Origin of the sequence: Rhodococcus sp. BP-261 (genome assembly GCF_019835205.1) — a bacterium.
GTDB lineage: Bacteria > Actinomycetota > Actinomycetes > Mycobacteriales > Mycobacteriaceae > Rhodococcoides > Rhodococcoides kyotonensis_B.
In genome coordinates, this window is sequence record NZ_JABUCO010000037.1 from 1 (window position 1) to 18,999 (window position 18,999).

The following is an 18,999-nucleotide window of genomic DNA, read 5'->3' on the forward strand; positions in this document are numbered from 1 at the left end:
GATGTTCTAGGACACCTACACCTCGACCGCGACAAGCGATACCAAGGACAACTCCACGCCCCCGCCGCCTAGAATCGACTCTCACATCTATGTAGACATCGTGTCTCACATCTATGTAGACAGCACACGGTCTCCGCTGCAACTATCCGCGCACGGGCCGCGCAGCGGCACTCTCCCACGCCGACCACAGTTCGGCGTAACGTCCACCGGCAGCGACCAATTCGTCGTGCGGACCCTGCTCGATGATCGTGCCGTGCTCGAGCACGACGATCCGGTCCGCCGCCGCCGCCTGCGTCAGTCGGTGCGCGACGACGAGCGTGCTGCGGCCACGCGTAGCGGCGTCGGCTGCAGCTTCGAGATCGCGTGCACCCGAACTTCCCGCCTCGGCGGTCGCTTCGTCGAGCACCGCGACCGCGGGATCGGCGAGGACGAGCCGAGCGAGCGCAAGTTGTTGCGACTGAGCGGAAGTCAGCGCGTGACCACCTTCGCCGACGACGGTGTCGAGGCCGTCGCCTAGCGCGTCGACCCACCTGTCCGCCCCGACGGTCTCGAGCGCCGCACGAACGTCGTTGCGCGACGCGTCGGGCGCCGCGAGCAGCAGGTCGTCGATCAGCCTGCCCGCGAACACGTGGACTTCCTGGCTGACGATCGCGATGTGGCGCCTGAGACCGTCGGCACCGAGATCGGCGAGTGTCTCGCCGCCGATCCTGACGGTTCCCGACGTCGACGCGATCGACCCGGCTGCGATCGCCGCGATCGTCGACTTGCCCGCTCCCGTCGAACCGACGAGCGCAACCGTCTCTCCCGCAGCCACTTTCAGAACGATGCCGTGCAGCACCTCGTGACCGGTGTCGTACGAGTGCCGCAGATCCGAGACCTCGAGTGTCCCGTCGGAGGGCGTCGCGCCGGTTCCGGGCGAACGGTCGTCGGGAATGTCGATGACGCCGACGAGACGCGCAAGGCTCGCGCCTGCCGATTGGACGTCGTCGAACGAGAACATCAGCATGCCGATGGGGTTGAACAAGCGGTGGAACAGCAGCGCTGCAGCGGTGACCTGGCCGACGGTGACGTAGCCGTCCTGTACGAACAGGAACCCGGCGGCGAGGATGACCGACAGGCCGACGCACTCGGCGCGGTTGCTGCGAGATCCGAAGCGCGTGAACAGTCGAAACACGGTGATGCCGATGTCACGCGCCTTGCCCGACGCGTTGTCGATCTCGGCGAGGTGGGCGTCCTCCAGCCCGTAGGCGCGGACGGTTCGCGCACCCTGCATGCTGCTGATCAACGCCTGTGAACGCTCGCCCATCGCGACACGCTCCGCGGCGTACAGAGGCGCCGACCTCGGCAGATACCACCGGAGCGCCATCACGTACATCGGAATCGCGACCATGCCTGCGAGGCCGAGCCGCCAGTCGAGGCTGAGCATCGCGACCACGCTGAGCGACACCAACAGCAGCGCCGACACGATGTTGGGGATGACCTCGCCGATCGACTTGGCCATCACTGCGACGTCGTCGCCGACACGCGAGAGCAGATCGCCCTTCCCGACGCGTTCGAGCGTGCTGACCGGCAGGTGCAGTGCGCGCGAGAGCACGCGTTCACGCAGCGTCGCGAGCATGCCTTCGCCCAGCTTGCTGATCAGGTACGAGCCCAACGCGGTGAACACGCCGCCGACGATCGCAGCCACGGTGATGATCACGACGACGGTGACGATCGTCGACGTCGGTGCACCCTCGGTGACCCGGTCGACCAGGATGCCGAACACGTACACCGGAATCAGCGACATCGCGGCGGCGACGGCGCTGACCAGGAGCGTCAGTGCCGCGAGGCCGCGTCGGGAATTCAACTCGTTCGACAGATAGGCCCAGGACCGTGTGCCCGTGGCGATCGGAAGCAGTTGTTGCGTGGTCATCGGAGGACCGTCTCCTTGTAGCGAGCATCGCCGACGGCGAGGTCGTGATGGGTACCTTCCGCGACGACGCGTCCCTCGTCGATCACGAGAACTCGGTGCGTCACCGCCAGCAGCGCGGGGCTCGTCGTGATCAGAATGGTCGTCTGTGCGCGGGTGTCGTCGTGACGCAGTTCCCGGATGCCGGTCGCGATGGCGTGTTCGGTGACGGCGTCCACGGCCGTCGTCGGGTCGTGCAGCACGAGAACGGGAGCCGACATCGCCAGTGCGCGCGCGAGTGCGACGCGTTGGCGTTGCCCGCCGGACAGGCTGGCGCCGCGGTCCGTGACGGAATGGTCGAGACCCTTCTCGTGCATGTCGACGACGTCGGTGGCGGCCGACGCGGTGAGAACGCGACCCAGATCCTGCCTGTCGCTCCCGGCTGCGATGTTGGTGCGCAGGGTGCCGGCGAACAGGTCGGTGTTGTGCGGTTCCACGAGGACGGTCTTGCGCACCTCGGGCAGTCCGAGACCGTGGATGTCGAGGCCACCGATCGTGATGGATCCGAGGTAGTCGTCGGCCCCGAGCTGGCCGGACAGCACGGCGGCCAAGGCCTCGCCGTCCTGCGCACGGAGCGCGACTACGCCGAGCAACTCCCCGGGCGCCGCCGAGAGATCGACCCCGTCGAGCGAGCGATACGTGACGCCTTTCACCGCGAGGTCGGTCGCGGACGGCTTCTCGGAACCACCTTCGGCGAGAACATGATCGGCGCCGAGCACGAGCGCGAGTCGGTCCGCGGAACCGCGCACGACGGCAGCGACGCCCGGCAGCCGGGACATCGTCGTCAGCGGCTCCATGACGAACTGCGACAGGCCGACGACGGTGATGAGCTCACCGACCGAAATGCGCCCTTGCAGCGCGAAGAATCCGGCCATGCCGGCGACACCGACCGACAGCAGCGCGCTGACCGTCGTCGAGAATCCCAGGTAGACGCTGTTGGCCTTGGCCATCTTCATCGTCGCCGTCAACGCAGTCCTGCTCGACGCGTGGAAGCGCGTCGCCGCGGCGTTCTCGGCTCCGATGCCGCGCAGCGGACGCACGCCGCTGACGAGATCGGTGGCCATGCCGGATACGCGCGCGACGGTGGCCTGCTGCTGCGTCGCGGCCCTCGTCAGCAGCGGGGCCGCGCGTTGCAGCAGGAACATGATGACCGGAGTGCCGATGAGCACCGCGAGACCCAGTGGGATGTCGATGACCAGGAGTGCGACGGCACACACTGTTGCCGCCGTCGATGCCGCGACGGTACGGGCGATGACGTCGAGAATCCACGACGTCTTCTCGGCGTCGGACGTCGACACCGACAGCAGCTCTCCGGACACGAGATCGGTACGCACCCCGCGCGGGTGCAGCACTTTGCCTGCCACCTCGACACGCATGAGATGAGCCTCACGTTCGATGCCGACGACGATGATGCGCGCACCGAATCGGTAGGCGTACGACAGCACGACGAACAGCGCAGCCAGTCCGACCAGCGACAAGATCATCGCTCTGCCGTCGCCGGTGTCGATGGCACGGCCGACGATCAGACCGATCGCGACGGGCACCATCGTCTCGCAGAACTGGTGCACACAGAAGAAGATCGACGAGATGATCAGCCGCGCACGCTGGCGTCGAACACTGCGACGCAGGATCGCGCTGCCGGTCGTCGGCGAGTCACTGACGGAAGACACGGCCATCACGCCGCCGGGTGGGAAAAGTGCATTAGCCGACCCTAATCCATAGGGGTGTCAACCTGTTCATGCCCGAAAGTGGCGAGAGTGCGTCCGATTTACATAGAGTCGTGGCGCGACGAGCACAATCAGCTCTCGAATTGCAAGGTTCAACGAAGACGGAGATCACCATGGCCGCCAAGACGACCACCGACAACGACATCGCCGACGAAGACATCGAGCCCTTGGCCGACGAGACGGCAGTGCAGGCACAGCGCGTCGTCGCGGCATACGCGAACGATGCCGACGAGTGCCGCATGCTTCTGTCGATGTTGGGTATCGAACCCACTGCAAAGGTCGACTAGTTCGCCGCGGGGAACTTCCCCCGGCCTTCCATACCGATAAGGACAGTAGTGGCTGACGCCTCGCAGGGTTCGGATTTCGTCGTCGTGGCCAACAGGTTGCCCGTCGACCTGGAGAAACTGCCCGACGGCAGCACGCGGTGGAAGCGCAGCCCCGGCGGGCTCGTCACCGCGCTGGAACCCATTCTGCGGGCGAACAACGGCGCCTGGGTGGGGTGGCCCGGCGTTCCGGACGTCGACGTCGAACCGTTCTTCGAGGACGGGCTCGAACTGTGCCCCGTCGGTCTCAGCGAGCAGGAAGTCGCCGACTACTACGAAGGCTTCTCCAACGCGACGCTGTGGCCGCTGTACCACGACGTCATCGTCAAACCCGTGTACGACCGGTCGTGGTGGAACGCCTACGTCGAGGTCAACCGCCGTTTCGCCGAGATCACGTCGAAGGCCGCCGCGCAGGGTGCGACGGTGTGGATTCAGGACTACCAGCTGCAGCTCGTCCCCAAGATGCTGCGCATGCTGCGCCCGGACCTGACCATCGGGTTCTTCCTGCACATCCCGTTCCCACCCGTCGAGCTGTTCATGCAGATGCCGTGGCGCACCGAGATCGTCGAAGGACTGCTCGGCGCCGACCTCATCGGCTTCCACCTTCCCGGTGGTGCACAGAACTTCCTGTATCTCGCCCGCCGGCTGGCAGGCCAGGTCACGTCCCGCGGAACCGTCGGCGTGCGGTCGAAGCTCGGGTCCGTGCAGGTCGGATTCCGCACGGTGCGCGTCGGCGCGTTCCCGATCTCCATCGACTCCGGCGACCTCGACGAGAAGTCGCGCTCCAAGGCCGTCCGCGATCGGGCGAAGCAGATCCGCAAGGAACTCGGCAACCCGAAACGCATCATGCTCGGCGTCGACCGGCTCGACTACACCAAGGGCATCGACGTGCGGCTCAACGCGTTCCGTGAACTGCTCGAAGAGGAGCGCGTCGATCCCGTCGACAACATCATCGTTCAGCTCGCCACACCGAGTCGCGAACGTGTCGAGAGCTACAAAGCGATGCGCGGCGAGATCGAACAGCAGGTCGGCCGCATCAACGGTGAGTACGGACAGGTCGGGCATCCCGTCGTGCACTACCTGCACCGCCCGATCCCCCGCGACGACCTCATCGCCTACTTCGTGGCCGCCGACGTCATGCTCGTCACCCCGCTGCGTGACGGCATGAACCTCGTGGCCAAGGAGTACATCGCGTCACGCAGCGACCTCGGCGGTGCGTTGGTGCTCAGCGAATTCACCGGTGCTGCAGCCGAACTGCGTCAGGCATACCTGTGCAACCCGCACGACCTCGACAGCGTGAAGGACGCCATCGTGGCCGCGCTGGAACAGGCCCCCGAGGACGGGCGTCGACACATGCGGGCGATGCGTCGTCAGGTGCTGGCGCACGACGTCGACCGGTGGGCCCGTTCGTTCCTGAATGCTTTGTCCGATGAGGCGGCTTCGCCGCATGTGAGCGCGAATGTAGAGCGGGCTATACATTCGCACTCACGGACCTAGATGGGTTCGAGGCCGCTCACCAGCCAGCGACCATCGACGTTCTCCATGCTCATCCGCACCCGACTGCCGCTGCTGGCGGCGTCGGGCGCATCGGAGCTGGTGGTGATCTGATTCAGGAACAGCAGCACCGTCGCGGTGTCCGGCGCCGCATCGACGACGGACGCGCCCTGCACCGTCACCTGCACCGTCAGTGACTTCTCCTTTGCGCCGGGCGCGATGACGCTCGTGACGAGCGCGCTGTACTCGTCCTTGAAATCACCCGTCAAACCGTCTGCGGCAGAGGCCAATTGCTGGTCGACGCCGCCGAAGTCGTACGCCAGCATCGCAACGGCCTGCGCGCTCGCCGCCGTCACGGCATCCGTGCGCGCCTGCTCGGTCCGTTCGTTCTGACGATAGTGGTAGAACAGAACACCGACCCCGGCGGCCAATCCGAGAACCACGACGACAGCCAAGGCACGCAACACATTTCGGTTCACGGTACGAACTCCACCCTCGACGCCGTCATGACTCCGTCGTCGTCGACGACGGTGACACGCAGCCGAAAGTCCCGCGGCTCGGGTTCCGCCGCGTCGGAGTTCTGCACCATCGCCCGCGCCGCGACGAGAACGTCCGCGGAATCCGCAGTGCTGCTCTCCATTCCGGCTTCGATGATCTCGCCGTTCGAGTCGACCCGCGCCTGTTGCACGACCTCCACGAAAGGCCCTTCCCTACCCTCGAATTCGGCCTTGAAGTCCCCGCTCGCGCCGGCCAGAAGCCGATCGACGTCCTGCTGCGCGGAGTCGGGATGAATCGTCGTCAGATTCAGCACGGTTTGGCGCGCGGTCTGCACGAAGCGCTGGTTGCGTTCGTCCTGCGCAGCCGCCGACCGCACGGCGTAGGACAACGAGATGCCGGCAGCCAGCAACGCGAGAACCACGACGAGGAACAGGGCCGGAAGGAGGCGTCGGCGACGCGGTATCTCGCGAGCCTCCGCGACGGGTTCCACGACGGGCACTTTCTCGACGACCGGCACTCGCTCGAGGACCGGCGACGCCGTCGCCCCCGAGGGGCCCGCAGGACGAACCGCGCGACGACGCGGACGCCTCGGCGTGAGGCCTTCGTCCGGTTCCATAACGACCTTCCTCGTCGGTGCTGTCTGTTGGCATGCTAACTAGAACATGTTTTCAGTGGGCGCGGATCGCCGTTTTGCACGCCGAACCGTCATGAACGCAGTCGAATCTGGAACTCGTTCTCCAGGCTGATAGCCTCGACCATCCGGCTGTTACGCGAGAGGATCTTTCGAGATGGCACACACGCTGACCTGGCACGACGACGTGAGTCGTCAGGCCAGGGTTCTGTCCTGCACGTTCCGGCTGGCGCTCAAGCCCGCGTTCACGATGTGGCCGCTCACCGACCGCGGAATCCGGGCCATCGGCCAGCTGGATCGCGCCGTCGACAGACTCCCGAAGCCGCGACGCGTGACGATCGAGCAAGTTGCTCTCGGCGGCGTGCCGTGCGAGAAGACGACGCATCCCCGCGTCGCCACCGGTTCGCTCGCCGGTGCGACGGTTCTGTACTTCCACGGCGGCGGATTCGTGTTCTGCGGCTTGGCAACTCACCGTAGCGCGTGCGCGACGATAGCCGCACGCGCAGGACTCCCCGTCTACTCCGTCGAGTACCGCCAGATCCCCAAGGGCGGCATCGGCACCTCGATCGCCGACGCCATGCACGCGTACCGCGCTGTGCTCGACGTCGCCGCCGACCCGTCCAAGGTCATCGTCGCCGGCGACTCCGCGGGCGGGTATCTCGCGATGAAGGTCGCCGAGATCGCCGTTTTGGAAGGCCTGACTCCGCCCGCCGCGGTGCTCGGGTTCTCGCCGCTGCTGAACCTCGACCTGAAGAGTCACCCGCGCGCGTTCATGAAGAAGGACGCGTACCTGCCGATGAAGCAGGTCCTCGCCCTCGAGGGCCGCTGGCTGAACGGTCCCGACGCCATCCCGGGGGCCGCGTCGCCGATCGAAGCGGACCCGTCGGTGTTCCCGCCGGTCTTTCTGTCGACAGCGCAGTACGAGCTCATGCGTCCCGACGTGGAGGCGATGACGCGGACGCTCGCGTCGGCAGGCAAGACCGTCGAGACGCATGTCTGGAAGGGACAGGTGCACGCCTTCCCTGTGTTGGCCGGTGCTTTGCCGGAAGGCCGGACCGTGCTCGACCTGGCCGTCGCCTTCGCCGCCCGTCACCTCTGACACCTACCCGACCTCCTGCTGCCCCGTCATGAGTCCCTGCAGACCGTCGGCACCGGCGAGCCCCGGCTGGCTGTAGGTGGTGCCGTCGGGCGCGATGTAGGTACCGGTTCGCGGGTCGTACGGCCTCGCTGACGAAGAAGCGGGTGCGACACTGCTTTGACCGCTGGGGAATTCGGTGTACGACGGTTCGTCCTGCTCGATGGGTCCGTACGGAGGGTTGTTGCCGAGCGGCACGTAACCGGCATCGCTGCGGCATATTTCGGGTGTCGGGGCGCGTCGGCCTGGCACTTCCATGCACGGCAGGTTGCGGGCTCCGCGGACAGCGGTGCTGTCGTTCTGGGCGACCTTGCAGAACAGGTCGGGTGGTGAGTCGGGGACGGAGACGTCGTTCGGGTCACGCCGCTGGTCGGCAGGCAGAAAGCCCGTCGTGCAGGCGGGCGGATCGTTCACTTCGAGCTGGAAGTCGACGATGGCGCCCTCGTCCGGCGGACCGCTGCCCGCCGCCGTCACCAGCGCCGCCGTAATCGGTGGGTACAGCACGAGAATCTGCTCGATCCCCGCGTTGTAGATGACCCCGACCTGCCCGACGCTGACGAGGTTGGCCAGCAGAATCGGCAGCGTCGGCTGAAGTTGTTGGAACAGCTCGTTCGCGGTCGACGCCGCAGTAGGCCCCTTCTGGATCACCGACCGCAGAGTGGGATCGCTGGCACGCAATTGGTCGGTGAACGTCGCGAGAGCAGTCGTCCACGACCGAATCGCATCACTGCTGACGACCTGGCCGTCCAGCAACGGTCCGGCTTGGTCCAACAGAATTTTCGTCTGTTCGGAATTTGCATTGGCCTCCTGCACGAACAGACGCGTCGAATCGATGAAGCTCTGCAGATCCGGGCCCGTTCCGTTGAAGGCCTGAAACGACTCGTCGACGACGGTACGCAGGCGTGTGTCGGAGATGCTGCGCAGCAACGCATCTGCTTGATCGAGCATCGGTCCGACGTCCTGTGGCACGGACGTGCGCGAGGTGGGAATGACGTCACCGTTCTGCAGGGTTGCACCGCCTCCACGAGTCGGCACCAGATCCACATACTGTTCCCCGACCGCAGAAACGCTCTTGACCTGAGCGTCGACGTCGGCAGGAATGTCGACGCCACTGTCGATGGACAGATCGGCGTCGACGCCGTCGGGAGTCAGCGCGACCGTCGTCACCTCTCCGACCGTCGTGCCGCGGTAGGTGACGTTCGCGTGCGGGTACAGGCCTCCGGTCGTCGGCAATTGCACTGTGACGCTGTACCTTCCGATGCCCGCCATCGCAGGCAACCCGACATACCTGGTCGACATCACGACGAGTCCGATGACCGTGAGGATCGAGAAGACGATCAACTGAATGCGTACGAAACGTGTGAGCATCATGGCGGGAACCCCTGCCCCGGCAGTTCCACCGGCGGAAGGCCCGGAATTCGAATCGTCGGAGGCTCCAAGGGTCCACGCAGCGGATCATCTGCGGACGCGGCCGTCGGCGCGGCCTGGGTTCCCAATGCTCCCTCGAGGCCGGCGATCCTGCCTGCCAACGGTGTTCCCGTCAGGAAGTTCGAATCCAGGCGTGGCAGGGACAGGTCGATCGTCATCGCGAGATTGGCGTAGTCGCCGCGGATGACGTTGTCGATGCCTTCCTGTGGGAACGGGTAGGTCAGCAGCACCGACAGCACCTCGGTGAGCGCGTTGCCCGAATCGGCGAGTGCCTGCAGCACCGGCGTGAGGCTCGCGACGTTGGTCTGCAGATCTGCGCCCGACGTGTCGATGACCCGGGTCACGACGTCGCTCAGCCGCCCGAGCGACGTGAAAGCCGACGTGATGTTCGGCCGTTCGGCCGTCAGGACGTCGAGCGCAGGCGGTACCTCGTTCAAAGCCTTCGTCAGCGTGGCACGTTGGTTCTCGACGTTCACCGAGAGCCGGTCGATGCCCTCAATCGCCGCGATGATGTCACCGCGCTGGGTGTCGAGGCTCGTCACGAGGTCGTCGAGGCGCGGCAGGAGATCGCGCACCTTGTCCTCGCGACCTCCGATCGCGTGATTCAGTTCGGTGGTGATGTCCTGGATCTGAGCGAGACCACCGCCGTTCAGTACGACGGACAGCGACGACAAGGTCTGTTCCGTCGTCGGATACGCCCCTGCCCGATCGAGTGGAATCACGTCACCGTTCTCCAGACGTCCCTGCGGATCGTCCGGCGCGACGAGTGCGAGATGCTGCGAACCCAGCAACGACGTCTGGCCGATCTTCGCGGTCACGTTCTCGGGCAGTGCGACATCGTCGTTCAGCGAGACCGTCACGAGCGCGTGCCAGTCCTGCACGACGATGGCGTCGACGCTTCCGACGGTGACGTCGTCGACCATGACGGGCGAGTTCTGGGACAGCGTCGTCACGTTCGGCATCTCGATCCGTACCTGGTACGAATGTTCGCCTCGCCCTTCGGTTCCTGGTAGCGGAAGCGAATTCAGCCCGTCCCACTGGCACGCGGACAGACTGAGAACCAACGCGGCGGCGGTGAGCCCCTTCGACAGCACGTTCATCGCCCACCTCCCAACAGGTCACCCAGACTCGGAACCCGAACCGTCGGCATCTCGGGCAGCGGCGACGGCGCAGGGGCCGGGGCCGGGGCCGCCTGCTCGAGACCGGGCTCGGTGTAGACGATCTGATCGGGGTACGCGTCGACACCACGAGCCGGATTGGTCAGCAACGCAGGGTAATTGAACACCAGTGTGCTCAGAACTGGTCCGAGGTATTGCTTGCACAGATCGGCACTGCGCTCGCTCGTCGCGTTCTCGACACCCGCGACGGCACCGCAGATGAAGTTGATCGGGTTGCCGAAGTTGTTGGCTGCGATCGCTCCCGTCAGCGTTCCCTGCGCAGGCTGGTAGATGTTGTTGAAGTTCGCGAGCGCGTTGGGTCCGGAATGCAGGATGCGCTCGATCTCCGGCCTCTTCGTGGTCAGCACCTGCGTCGCGTCGGCGAGCCGGCCGACGCTCTCCACCAACGCCGACCGATTGTCGGTGACGAACCGTTGCACCTCGCCGATTGCGACGTCGAGATCGGCCATCGCCGTGCCGAATTCGTCGGAACTCTGCGCCAGCATCTCCGACACCGACGCGAGGCGTCCTCCGAACTGGACGATCTGTTCGTTGCTGTTCGACAATGCCGAGACGAACGCCTGCAGATTGCGAATGGTCGCGAACAGATCGGTTCGTCCGTCCGACAGCACTCGCATCGTGTCGGACAATTCCGTGAGCGTCGCCTTCAGCGCCTCTCCGTTGCCCTCGAGATTGTCCGCGGCGGTGTCGATGAACCGGCCTGCCGGGCCTTCCTGACCGACCCCATCGGGTCCCAACGCCGTCGACAACTTGGTCAGCTCGGTCTTGATCTGGTCCCATTCCACCGGCACCGCAGTGCGTTCCATCGGGATGGTCTCGCCGTCCGACAGCGTGGGACCACCCGAGTAGACCGGGGTCAACTGCACGAACCGAGCGGACACCAGACTCTGCGCGACGATGACCGCGGCCGCGTCAGCGGGGATGTCGACGTCGGAGTCGACGCGCATCGTCACGACGGCGTCCTCCTCCTGCGGATCGATCGACTCGATCCTTCCGACGGTCACACCGAGGACCCGCACGTCGTCGCCCGCGTAGAGTCCCGTCGTCGACGAGAAACGTGCGACGACGGTCGACGTGGTCACGTTCCGGTAGACGACGAACCCGACCGCGACAAGAGCAACGACGAGTACGACGGCACCTGCGAGCGTCAGTAGCTTTCTCATATCACTGCCCCGGCGGTTTCAGGATCGGAGGTGCATTCTTGGGCAGCAGGTCCTGCAGCGTCTGCGGCAACTGCTCCGGTGCGACGACGCTGTCCACCACCGCTTTCCACCACGAGCTCGGCAGAATGTTCTGGATGTACGCGTTGAAGAACGGCCCGCTCGCCACCGATTCGCCGAGTGCGCTGATGTAGGGTCCGAGGCCGTCCAAGGCGCCGGCGATGTTGTCGTTGTTCTTCTGCAGCACGGCGACAACGGAATTGAGCTTCGCGAGCGTCGGACCGATCTGCCCCTCGTTCTCCTGCACGAAGGCGGTGAGCTGACGCGACACCGCCGAGATGTTGGTGATCAGTTGACTGATCGCGGTACGTCGTCGATCCAGTTCGCCGAACAGCTCGTTGCCGTCGAGCACCAATTGGTTGATCTGACCACTCCGGTCGGCGAGGATGCCGGTGACGCTCTCCGCTCGATCCAGCAGTTGCTGCAACGTCTCGTCGCGCGAGTTGATGCTGTCCGACAACCGGGTGATGCCGTCGAGCGCGGCGCGCAGTTCGGGTGGCGTGTCCGCGAACGTGTCGGAGGCCGTGTCCATCGCATCCGCGAGTTGGGTCGTGTTCAGGTCCGACACGGTGGTGCTCAGATCGCCGAGCGCGTCGGTGAGCGAGTACGGCGACGTGGTGCGGCTCGAGGGGATGGTGTCGTGGACGTCGATCGTTCCGGAGCCGTCGGGCATGACCCTCAACGACTTTCGGCCGAGAATGGTGTTGGTCTTGATGTCGACCCGGGTGGCGTCGCCGAGTTCGATGTTCTCCGCCACCGTGAATCCGACGCGTACCTCCTGGCCGGCCAGGGCGATGTCGTCGACTTTGCCGACGGTGACCCCCGACACGGTCACGTCGTCGCCCACCATCAGTCCGCCTGCGTCGGTGAAGAGCGCCGAGAATCGGGTACCACCGGACAGGAACGGAAGTCGGTCGTACTGCAGCGTCGCCACGACGACGCAGACGGCGAGGACGATGCCGATCATGCCGATCTGGACGGGATTCCTAGTTCGCTCCATTGATGTTCGCGCACCTCCCCGTGTCCTGTTTGGCGGTCGGGACGAGAAGCGTCTGCCCGTCCGGCCCGGACAGTTTGAAGGTGTTGGAGCACAGGTAGAACTGGAAGAAGCTGCCGTAGGACCCGACGCGAATCAGTTTCTTGTAGTCGCTCGGTAGCCGTGTAAGCACGGCATCGATGTCACCGCTGCCCAGATCGAGTTGTGTCGCAGTGCGATTGGCCTGCGCGATCATCGACTGTATGTCCGGACGCGTCGCCTGCAGCAGGCCCGCGAGGTCGCCTGCGGCACCGTCGATGCGCGGAATGGCGTCGCCGATAGGGTCCTTGTCCTGCGCAAGCCCGCTGATCAGCTGGTGTAGAGAGTCGATGGTCGTCTCGAACTGCTCGCCTTGACTGTCGATGGTGCCGAGCGTGGTGTTCAGGTTCGTGACGACGTCGCCGATCAGTTGGTCGCGGTCGGCCAGAGTGTTCGTGAACGAACTGGTGCTACCCAGCAGTGATACCAACGTGCCACCCTGACCTTGCAACACGTGCAGCAGCGCCGCGGACAGGTCGTTGATCTGCTGCGGATCGAGTCCGCGCAGAAGGGGTTTGAATCCACCGAGCAACAGATCGAGGTCGAGTGCGGGCGACGTCTGTTCGACGGGAATGGTTCCGCCGTCGGGCAATTCGGTCGCTGCGCCGGGACCTTCGAGCAGTTCGAGATACCGGTCACCGACGAGGTTCTCGTACCGCACGGTCGCGGCGGTGCTTGTGAGCAGTGGGTACGTCGAGTCGACGTCGAAGTCGATCTCGGCCCGGTTGTGTTCGCCGACGCCGACGCTCGTCACCGAGCCGACCGGCACGCCCGCGATACGGACCTTGTCGCCGGTCTTCAGCCCGGACGCATCGGTGAAGACCGCGGAGTACGCGTCGGTACTGCCGAATCGATACTGGCTGAACACGAGTGCCAGCGCCGCGAAGATCACCGCCATCACGAGCGCGAAGATCGACAGCTTGACCGTGTTCCCTCTGATGGCAGGTCTTTTCACGGCCACGCTCCTGCGAACAGGAACTGGAAGATGGTGGGCACGTCGACCGACGGCTGCGTCGTCGGAACGTACGGAGTGTCACCGGTATCGGCGACGACGAACGGCGCCGGTGCCTGCTTCGGATCGAAATCGGGTAGCCCGTAACAATTGGGGCCACCGGTCGCGGCGATCTTCGGCAGATCCTTCTCCACCGTGTAGGCCGGATCGCCGAGCAGGAAGCTCGAACTCAGTGCGATGGAGGCCTTGTCGCCCGCACCGGCGAGCGGGCCGAAGGCCAGACGCCCCTTGTTGAGACCGACGATGAAGCAGGTCAGTTCGGGTGAGTACTCGTCGAGCAGGGTCGTGGTGGCGGTCAACGTGTGCAGCGCGGTCTCGAGGGGCTGTTCGTTCTCGGTGAGAACCTGGTTCGACGTGTCGGCGAGCCCGGTCACGTTCATGAGCAGCAGATCGAGGTTCGCCTGCTCGGCGACGATGGTGTTGCTCGTCGTCGTCGCATTGTCGAGCACGCGCATGAGATCCGGCGTCGCGTCGGCGTAGACGTTCGTGACCACTGCGGCCGCCGCCAGATCTCGTTGCAGTGCAGGCAGACTCGGATTGATCGTGGCGAGATACTCGTCGGATTCGGCGAGCAGCTCGCCCAATTCCTCACCTCGTCCACGCAGCGCCGACGACACCGCGCCGAGCGTCGCGTTCAGCTTCTCGGGCTCCAACTGCTGCAGCACGTCCGAAAGATGTTGGAACAGCGTGTTGAACTCGACGGTCACGTTGTCGGCGGAGATGACCGCACCGGGCACCAAGGTCTGAACTGACGGGTCGGGTGGCACGACGAAGTTCACGTATTTCGCGCCGAACACCGTCGTCGACTTGATCTCGACGGCAGCATTGGCCGGAATCATCGACAGCGTGGACGGATTCATGTCGAGCTGAAGCCGCGCCATGCCGTCCTGCTGCGAAATGGACGCCACCCGACCGACTTCCACTCCCCGGAGCTTCACTTTCGCCTGTGGATCCATGACGAGACCGGCGCGCTCCGACGTCACGGTGACCGGCACCGTCGACCTGAATCCTCCGGAGAAGATCGTCAGCGCGAGTCCGACGACGGCGACGAGACCGAGGACGAGGCCTGCAGCGGCAAGTTTCTTCATGACGCGCCTAGCCCGACAGGTTGAAGTTGCCCGAGCTGCCGTAGATGGCGAGCGAGATCAACAAGGTGACGGTGACGACGGCGATCAGCGATGCGCGGACCGCGTTCCCCACGGCGACGCCGACGCCGACCGGGCCACCGCTGGCGGTGTATCCGTAGTAGGTGTGAATGAGCATGACTGCCAACGCCATGACGATGGCCTGGGCGAACGACCACAGGATGTCGGTGGGGATCAGGAACGTGTCGAAGTAGTGGTCGTACACACCGGGTGACTGACCGTAGATGATCACCGTCGCGAACCGGCTCGCCATGAACGATGCGATCACTGCAAGGGAGTACAGCGGCACGATCGCTACCATTCCGGCGAGTACTCGCGTACTGACCAGATACGGAATCGACGGAATGGCCATCGATTCGAGCGCGTCGATCTCCTCCGAGACGCGCATGGCTCCGAGCTGTGCGGTCGAACCGGCGCCGATGGTGGCCGCGAGTCCGATACCCGCGATGACGGGAGCAGCGATGCGCACGTTGATGAATGCCGCGAAGAACCCGGTGAGCGCCTCGACGCCGATGTTCCCGAGCGACGAAAAGCCCTGAACCGCAATGGTTCCACCGGCGAACAGAGTCAGAAATCCGACGATGACGACGGTTCCGCCGATGACCGCGAGAGCACCGGACCCCATGCTGATCTCGGCGACGAGACGCAGCGTTTCCCTCTTGTAGCGCACCGCTGCCCGGGGAACCGATCCGAGTGCGCGCCCGTAGAAGATGGCCTGCTCCCCCAGCCGGTCCGCCGAGCGCGACGCGCCGGACAGTCGCCGGCGCGCGAGCGGGAATCGACCTGCTGCAGCGAGAGCCATTCAGCGCCGCCTCATCCGGCCGTCAGCTTGATGCCGACGGCCGTGACGACGACGTTGACCACGAACAGCGCCATGAACGCGAAAACGACGGTCTGATTGACGGCGTCGCCGACGCTCTTCGCGCCGCCCTTGACGTTCAGACCGAGGAAACAGGCCACGAGTCCGGCGATCATGCCGAACAAGCCGGCCTTCACCTGAGACACGATCAGTTCGCCGAAACCGGTGAGCAGCGTTATGCCGTTCACGAACGAACCGGGGTTGACGCCTTGTAGATACACCGAGAACACGAAACCGCCGAGAATGCCGATGGTGCAGACCAATCCGTTGAGCAGGAGGGCAATGACCGTCGACGCCAACACCCGTGGCACGACGAGCCGATGAATCGGATCGATGCCGAGGACACGCATCGCGGCGATTTCTTCGCGAATCGTCCTGGCCGCGAGGTCGGCACAGATGGCCGTCGCACCGGCGCCCGCGACGATGAGCACCGTGACGATGGGACCCACCTGAGTGACGGCACCGAGCGCGGCACCTGCTCCGCTGAGGTCGGCGGCACCGATCTCCCGCAGCAGAATGTTGATGGTGAAGCTGACCAGAACCGTGAACGGTACGGCGACAAGGACCGTCGGCACCATCGACACCCGCGCGATGAACCACGCCTGGTCGACGAACTCCTGACGCTGGAACGGCCGGGAGAACACCGCCCGCAGCGTGTACCAGGACATGTCGAAGAACGCGCCGACCGCACGAAGGGGGATGACGAGAAGGTCGTTCATCAACCCTCCTCGAATAGTTCGTGACCGTGTCGAACAAACTAGAACACGTTCATTTTCGTACGCATCGACCACTGACGGGGTGGAAACGGGGAAAGCCGCTATGTTGCCGTGACCTGCGGCTGATCCAATGCCAGTGCAGCCCCGGCCGAGAACGTGCGCCCTGGATCGCGATCGTGGAAGTACGCGCCGAGGTGCGTGGCCAGCGTGTCCGGCGTCCATGCGTCCGCCGACGCGTCGAAACGCTGTTCGACGACGGGAGCAGCCATCAACGCGACCATCGCGCCGTAGACGACGAAGAGTTGGCCGTTCACGGCGTCTGCGGCGGGTGACGCCAGATAGCGCACGAGCGCGGCGACGTGGTCGGGAGACAGCGGATCGACCTGGCCGTCCGGGGCGTCGCCGAACACGTTCTCCGTCATGGCCGTTCGCGCGCGGGGGCAAATTGCGTTGGCGCGCACGCCGTATCGGGACAACGCACGTGACGCCGACAGCGTCAGCGCGGTGATGCCGGCCTTCGCTGCCGCATAGTTCGCCTGGCCTTCCGGCCCGAGCAGGCCCGCTTCCGAGGACGTGTTGACGAGGCGTCCGTACACGGGTGCGCCGACCTGCTTCGACTGCGCACGCCAGTACGCGCCTGCAGTGCGGGTCAACAGGAAATGCCCGCGAAGATGAACATGGACGACGGCATCCCAGTCGTCGTCGGACATGTTGAACAGCATGCGATCTCGGACGATTCCAGCATTGTTCACGACGATGTCGACGCGTCCGAACTCGCGCTCGGCTGCCGCGAACATCGCGTCCGCGGTGGAGCGTTCGCCGACATCGCCCTCGACGAAGACTGCGCGCGCGCCTGCGTGCTTCACCAGGTCGATGGTCTCGTCGACAGCCGGGCCGGACGCGATGTCCCCCACAACGACGTCCGCGCCCGACTGCGCGAGCCCGACCGCCTCCGCGCGCCCCAACCCGGCCGCCGCGCCCGTGACGAGGGCTACCCGACCGTCCAATCGCACCGATTCGTCGAACACGAGTCACAATCTAGAACGTGTTCCTGCTCGAAAGCAAGCATCTCAGGCGCCCCACCCGAGCGCCGCCCGCGGACACGACGCGATGGCCACGTCGATCACTTTGCGTAGTTCCGGGCGCTCGGACGCGCCGGAGATCGACAGCTCGTCGTCGTCGTCCAGGTCGAACACCTCCGGGACCAGGCCCACGCAGACGCCGTTGGCTTCACAGAGATCACGGTCCACTTCGACCATCGTTCCTCCCGGGTGCCGCTTCGCGGCCCGTGCGCGGATAGCTGCACCCTGGGCCAACTTTCCGCGCACGGGCGCCGTAGACGCAATACTAGAACCTGTTCCACTTCGTGTGCAATGATTCGAGAACCCACACCATGCCGCCGGAAACGAGGCGCCGATGCACATCACCTACACCGAGGACCAAATCGCGCTGCGCGAAGAATTGCGCGCCTACTTCCGCACGCTGATCACCCCGGAACGCCGCGAAGCATTGAGTTCGACGTCCGGCGAATACGGCGAAGGGACGGTCTACCGCGACGTCGTCGAACAGATGGGCCGTGACGGCTGGCTCGCGCTGGGCTGGCCGACGGAGTTCGGCGGTCAGGCACGATCGGCGATGGAGCAACTGATCTTCACCGACGAAGCCGCCATCGCAGGCGCGCCGGTTCCGTTCCTGACCATCAACAGCGTCGCGCCGACGATCATGGCGTTCGGCACCGACGAACAGAAGTCGTACTTCCTCCCACGCATCGCCGAAGGCACACTGCACTTCTCCATCGGATACTCCGAGCCGGAGGCAGGCACCGATCTGGCGTCCCTGCGTACGACGGCAGTGCACGACGGCGACGACTTCGTGATCAACGGCCAGAAGATGTGGACGTCGCTCGTTCAGTACGCCGACTACGTCTGGCTCGCGTGCCGTACCGATCCGGAAGCCCGCAAACATCGCGGCATCAGCATGCTGATCGTCCCCACCGACGCCGACGGTTTCTCCTGGACTCCCGTCCACACCATGGCAGGCCCCGACACCAGCGCCACGTACTACCAGGACGTGCGCGTCCCGACGTCCGCGCTCGTCGGCGAGGAGAACCGCGGCTGGTCGCTGATCACCAACCAGCTGAACCACGAACGCGTCGCGCTGACGTCCGCAGGCCCGCTCGTCGCCTCGCTGCGGGAAGTCCGCGAGTGGGCACAGAACACCAAGAGGCCCGACGGCACACGCGTCATCGACCAGGAATGGGTGCAGATCGCGCTGGCCAGGGTGCATGCGAAGGTGTCGTACCTGGAACTGCTGAACTGGGAGATCGCGTCGTCCGCGTCCGCCGCGCCGGGCCCGGCGGACGCGTCGGCCAACAAGGTGTACGGCACCGAGCTCGCCACCGAGGCCTACCGCACGATGATGGAGATCCTCGGGCCGTCGGCGACGCTGCGGCAGGGATCGCCCGGCGCGCACCTGAGCGGACGGCTCGAACGTCTGCATCGGTCGTCGTTGATTCTGACGTTCGGCGGCGGCACCAACGAAGTGCAGCGCGACATCATCGGCATGACGGCCCTCGGCCTCCCCGCGTCGGCCCGCTGACACAGGTCACAG

At 65.3% G+C, this 18,999-nt stretch carries 18 protein-coding genes; 4 read left to right on the forward strand and 14 right to left on the reverse strand.

Features of this window, described 5'->3' with window-relative positions:
- Positions 1–142: 142 nt before the first annotated feature.
- The gene (locus HQ354_RS24200; protein ID WP_222635813.1) at positions 143–1,912 is read right to left on the reverse strand and encodes an ABC transporter ATP-binding protein; all 1,770 of its coding nucleotides are present in this window, start codon (positions 1,910–1,912) and stop codon (positions 143–145) included.
- Positions 1,909–3,624 carry an ABC transporter ATP-binding protein gene (locus HQ354_RS24205; RefSeq protein ID WP_174551407.1) on the reverse strand — a complete coding sequence of 572 codons (1,716 nt, stop codon included), beginning with the start codon at positions 3,622–3,624 and terminating at the stop codon, positions 1,909–1,911. The genes HQ354_RS24200 and HQ354_RS24205 overlap by 4 nt, the downstream gene beginning before the upstream one ends.
- A gap of 164 nt (positions 3,625–3,788) precedes the next feature.
- Between HQ354_RS24205 and HQ354_RS24210 the strand changes: the two genes are divergently transcribed.
- Positions 3,789–3,962 (forward strand): hypothetical protein, encoded by a 174-nt coding sequence (locus HQ354_RS24210; RefSeq protein WP_165839498.1) that lies wholly within the window; start codon positions 3,789–3,791, stop codon positions 3,960–3,962.
- A gap of 48 nt (positions 3,963–4,010) precedes the next feature.
- Positions 4,011–5,495: a trehalose-6-phosphate synthase gene (locus HQ354_RS24215; RefSeq protein ID WP_222635812.1), complete on the forward strand. Its 1,485-nt coding sequence runs from the start codon at positions 4,011–4,013 to the stop codon at positions 5,493–5,495.
- Here the strand turns inward: HQ354_RS24215 and HQ354_RS24220 are convergent.
- The gene (locus HQ354_RS24220) at positions 5,492–5,971 is read right to left on the reverse strand and encodes a h domain protein (protein ID WP_068425343.1); all 480 of its coding nucleotides are present in this window, start codon (positions 5,969–5,971) and stop codon (positions 5,492–5,494) included. The genes HQ354_RS24215 and HQ354_RS24220 overlap by 4 nt on opposite strands.
- A complete protein-coding gene (locus HQ354_RS24225; RefSeq protein WP_206030502.1) occupies positions 5,968–6,606 on the reverse strand; it encodes a hypothetical protein in 639 nt (212 codons plus the stop codon). The genes HQ354_RS24220 and HQ354_RS24225 overlap by 4 nt, the downstream gene beginning before the upstream one ends.
- A 172-nt stretch (positions 6,607–6,778) precedes the next feature.
- On the opposite strand from HQ354_RS24225, the gene HQ354_RS24230 reads away from it, so the two are divergent.
- Positions 6,779–7,720, forward strand: a complete 942-nt coding sequence (locus HQ354_RS24230; protein ID WP_068425346.1) for an alpha/beta hydrolase — start codon at positions 6,779–6,781, stop codon at positions 7,718–7,720.
- A 3-nt stretch (positions 7,721–7,723) separates the two neighbouring features.
- Here HQ354_RS24230 and HQ354_RS24235 read toward each other — a convergent pair whose 3' ends face one another.
- The 10 genes from HQ354_RS24235 to HQ354_RS24280 all read right to left on the reverse strand — a co-directional run bounded on the left by HQ354_RS24235 (position 7,724) and on the right by HQ354_RS24280 (position 17,648).
- A complete protein-coding gene (locus HQ354_RS24235) occupies positions 7,724–9,127 on the reverse strand; it encodes an MCE family protein (protein WP_167675131.1) in 1,404 nt (467 codons plus the stop codon).
- A complete protein-coding gene (locus HQ354_RS24240; protein WP_068425352.1) occupies positions 9,124–10,284 on the reverse strand; it encodes an MCE family protein in 1,161 nt (386 codons plus the stop codon). Before HQ354_RS24240 ends, HQ354_RS24235 begins: the two co-directional genes overlap by 4 nt.
- Complete coding sequence (locus tag HQ354_RS24245; protein ID WP_068425356.1) at positions 10,281–11,525, reverse strand: MCE family protein; 1,245 nt, start codon at positions 11,523–11,525, stop codon at positions 10,281–10,283. The genes HQ354_RS24240 and HQ354_RS24245 overlap by 4 nt, the downstream gene beginning before the upstream one ends.
- Before the next feature lies 1 nt (position 11,526).
- On the reverse strand, positions 11,527–12,582 hold the full coding sequence (locus tag HQ354_RS24250) for an MCE family protein (protein WP_068425357.1): 1,056 nt from the start codon (positions 12,580–12,582) through the stop codon (positions 11,527–11,529).
- The gene (locus tag HQ354_RS24255) at positions 12,569–13,597 is read right to left on the reverse strand and encodes an MCE family protein (RefSeq protein ID WP_068426191.1); all 1,029 of its coding nucleotides are present in this window, start codon (positions 13,595–13,597) and stop codon (positions 12,569–12,571) included. Before HQ354_RS24255 ends, HQ354_RS24250 begins: the two co-directional genes overlap by 14 nt.
- Positions 13,598–13,608: 11 nt before the next feature.
- The gene (locus HQ354_RS24260; protein ID WP_068425361.1) at positions 13,609–14,757 is read right to left on the reverse strand and encodes an MCE family protein; all 1,149 of its coding nucleotides are present in this window, start codon (positions 14,755–14,757) and stop codon (positions 13,609–13,611) included.
- 7 nt (positions 14,758–14,764) lie between these two features.
- Positions 14,765–15,616 carry an ABC transporter permease gene (locus HQ354_RS24265; RefSeq protein WP_068425364.1) on the reverse strand — a complete coding sequence of 284 codons (852 nt, stop codon included), beginning with the start codon at positions 15,614–15,616 and terminating at the stop codon, positions 14,765–14,767.
- Between the two features lie 11 nt (positions 15,617–15,627).
- Positions 15,628–16,392 carry an ABC transporter permease gene (locus HQ354_RS24270; protein ID WP_068425373.1) on the reverse strand — a complete coding sequence of 255 codons (765 nt, stop codon included), beginning with the start codon at positions 16,390–16,392 and terminating at the stop codon, positions 15,628–15,630.
- 98 nt (positions 16,393–16,490) lie between these two features.
- Positions 16,491–17,417 carry a 3-oxoacyl-ACP reductase gene (locus HQ354_RS24275; RefSeq protein WP_068425374.1) on the reverse strand — a complete coding sequence of 309 codons (927 nt, stop codon included), beginning with the start codon at positions 17,415–17,417 and terminating at the stop codon, positions 16,491–16,493.
- A gap of 42 nt (positions 17,418–17,459) precedes the next feature.
- Complete coding sequence (locus HQ354_RS24280; protein WP_068425377.1) at positions 17,460–17,648, reverse strand: ferredoxin; 189 nt, start codon at positions 17,646–17,648, stop codon at positions 17,460–17,462.
- A 157-nt stretch (positions 17,649–17,805) separates the two neighbouring features.
- Between HQ354_RS24280 and HQ354_RS24285 the strand changes: the two genes are divergently transcribed.
- Entirely contained in the window at positions 17,806–18,987 is a 1,182-nt protein-coding gene (locus tag HQ354_RS24285) for an acyl-CoA dehydrogenase family protein (protein WP_222635811.1), read from the forward strand.
- Positions 18,988–18,999: the final 12 nt, after the last annotated feature.

Excerpts from the sequence above, each read along its gene's own strand:
- HQ354_RS24230 (WP_068425346.1), top strand. The coding sequence starts at position 6,779 with ATGGCACACACGCTGACCTGGCACGACGACGTGAGTCGTCAGGCCAGG.
- HQ354_RS24205 (WP_174551407.1), bottom strand. The coding sequence starts at position 3,624 with ATGGCCGTGTCTTCCGTCAGTGACTCGCCGACGACCGGCAGCGCGATC.
- HQ354_RS24225 (WP_206030502.1), bottom strand. The coding sequence starts at position 6,606 with ATGGAACCGGACGAAGGCCTCACGCCGAGGCGTCCGCGTCGTCGCGCG.
- HQ354_RS24285 (WP_222635811.1), top strand. The coding sequence starts at position 17,806 with ATGCACATCACCTACACCGAGGACCAAATCGCGCTGCGCGAAGAATTG.
- HQ354_RS24200 (WP_222635813.1), bottom strand. The coding sequence starts at position 1,912 with ATGACCACGCAACAACTGCTTCCGATCGCCACGGGCACACGGTCCTGG.
- HQ354_RS24245 (WP_068425356.1), bottom strand. The coding sequence starts at position 11,525 with ATGAGAAAGCTACTGACGCTCGCAGGTGCCGTCGTACTCGTCGTTGCT.
- HQ354_RS24280 (WP_068425377.1), bottom strand. The coding sequence starts at position 17,648 with ATGGTCGAAGTGGACCGTGATCTCTGTGAAGCCAACGGCGTCTGCGTG.
- HQ354_RS24250 (WP_068425357.1), bottom strand. The coding sequence starts at position 12,582 with ATGGAGCGAACTAGGAATCCCGTCCAGATCGGCATGATCGGCATCGTC.
- HQ354_RS24240 (WP_068425352.1), bottom strand. The coding sequence starts at position 10,284 with ATGAACGTGCTGTCGAAGGGGCTCACCGCCGCCGCGTTGGTTCTCAGT.
- HQ354_RS24260 (WP_068425361.1), bottom strand. The coding sequence starts at position 14,757 with ATGAAGAAACTTGCCGCTGCAGGCCTCGTCCTCGGTCTCGTCGCCGTC.
- HQ354_RS24210 (WP_165839498.1), top strand. The coding sequence starts at position 3,789 with ATGGCCGCCAAGACGACCACCGACAACGACATCGCCGACGAAGACATC.
- HQ354_RS24265 (WP_068425364.1), bottom strand. The coding sequence starts at position 15,616 with ATGGCTCTCGCTGCAGCAGGTCGATTCCCGCTCGCGCGCCGGCGACTG.
- HQ354_RS24235 (WP_167675131.1), bottom strand. The coding sequence starts at position 9,127 with ATGATGCTCACACGTTTCGTACGCATTCAGTTGATCGTCTTCTCGATC.
- HQ354_RS24270 (WP_068425373.1), bottom strand. The coding sequence starts at position 16,392 with ATGAACGACCTTCTCGTCATCCCCCTTCGTGCGGTCGGCGCGTTCTTC.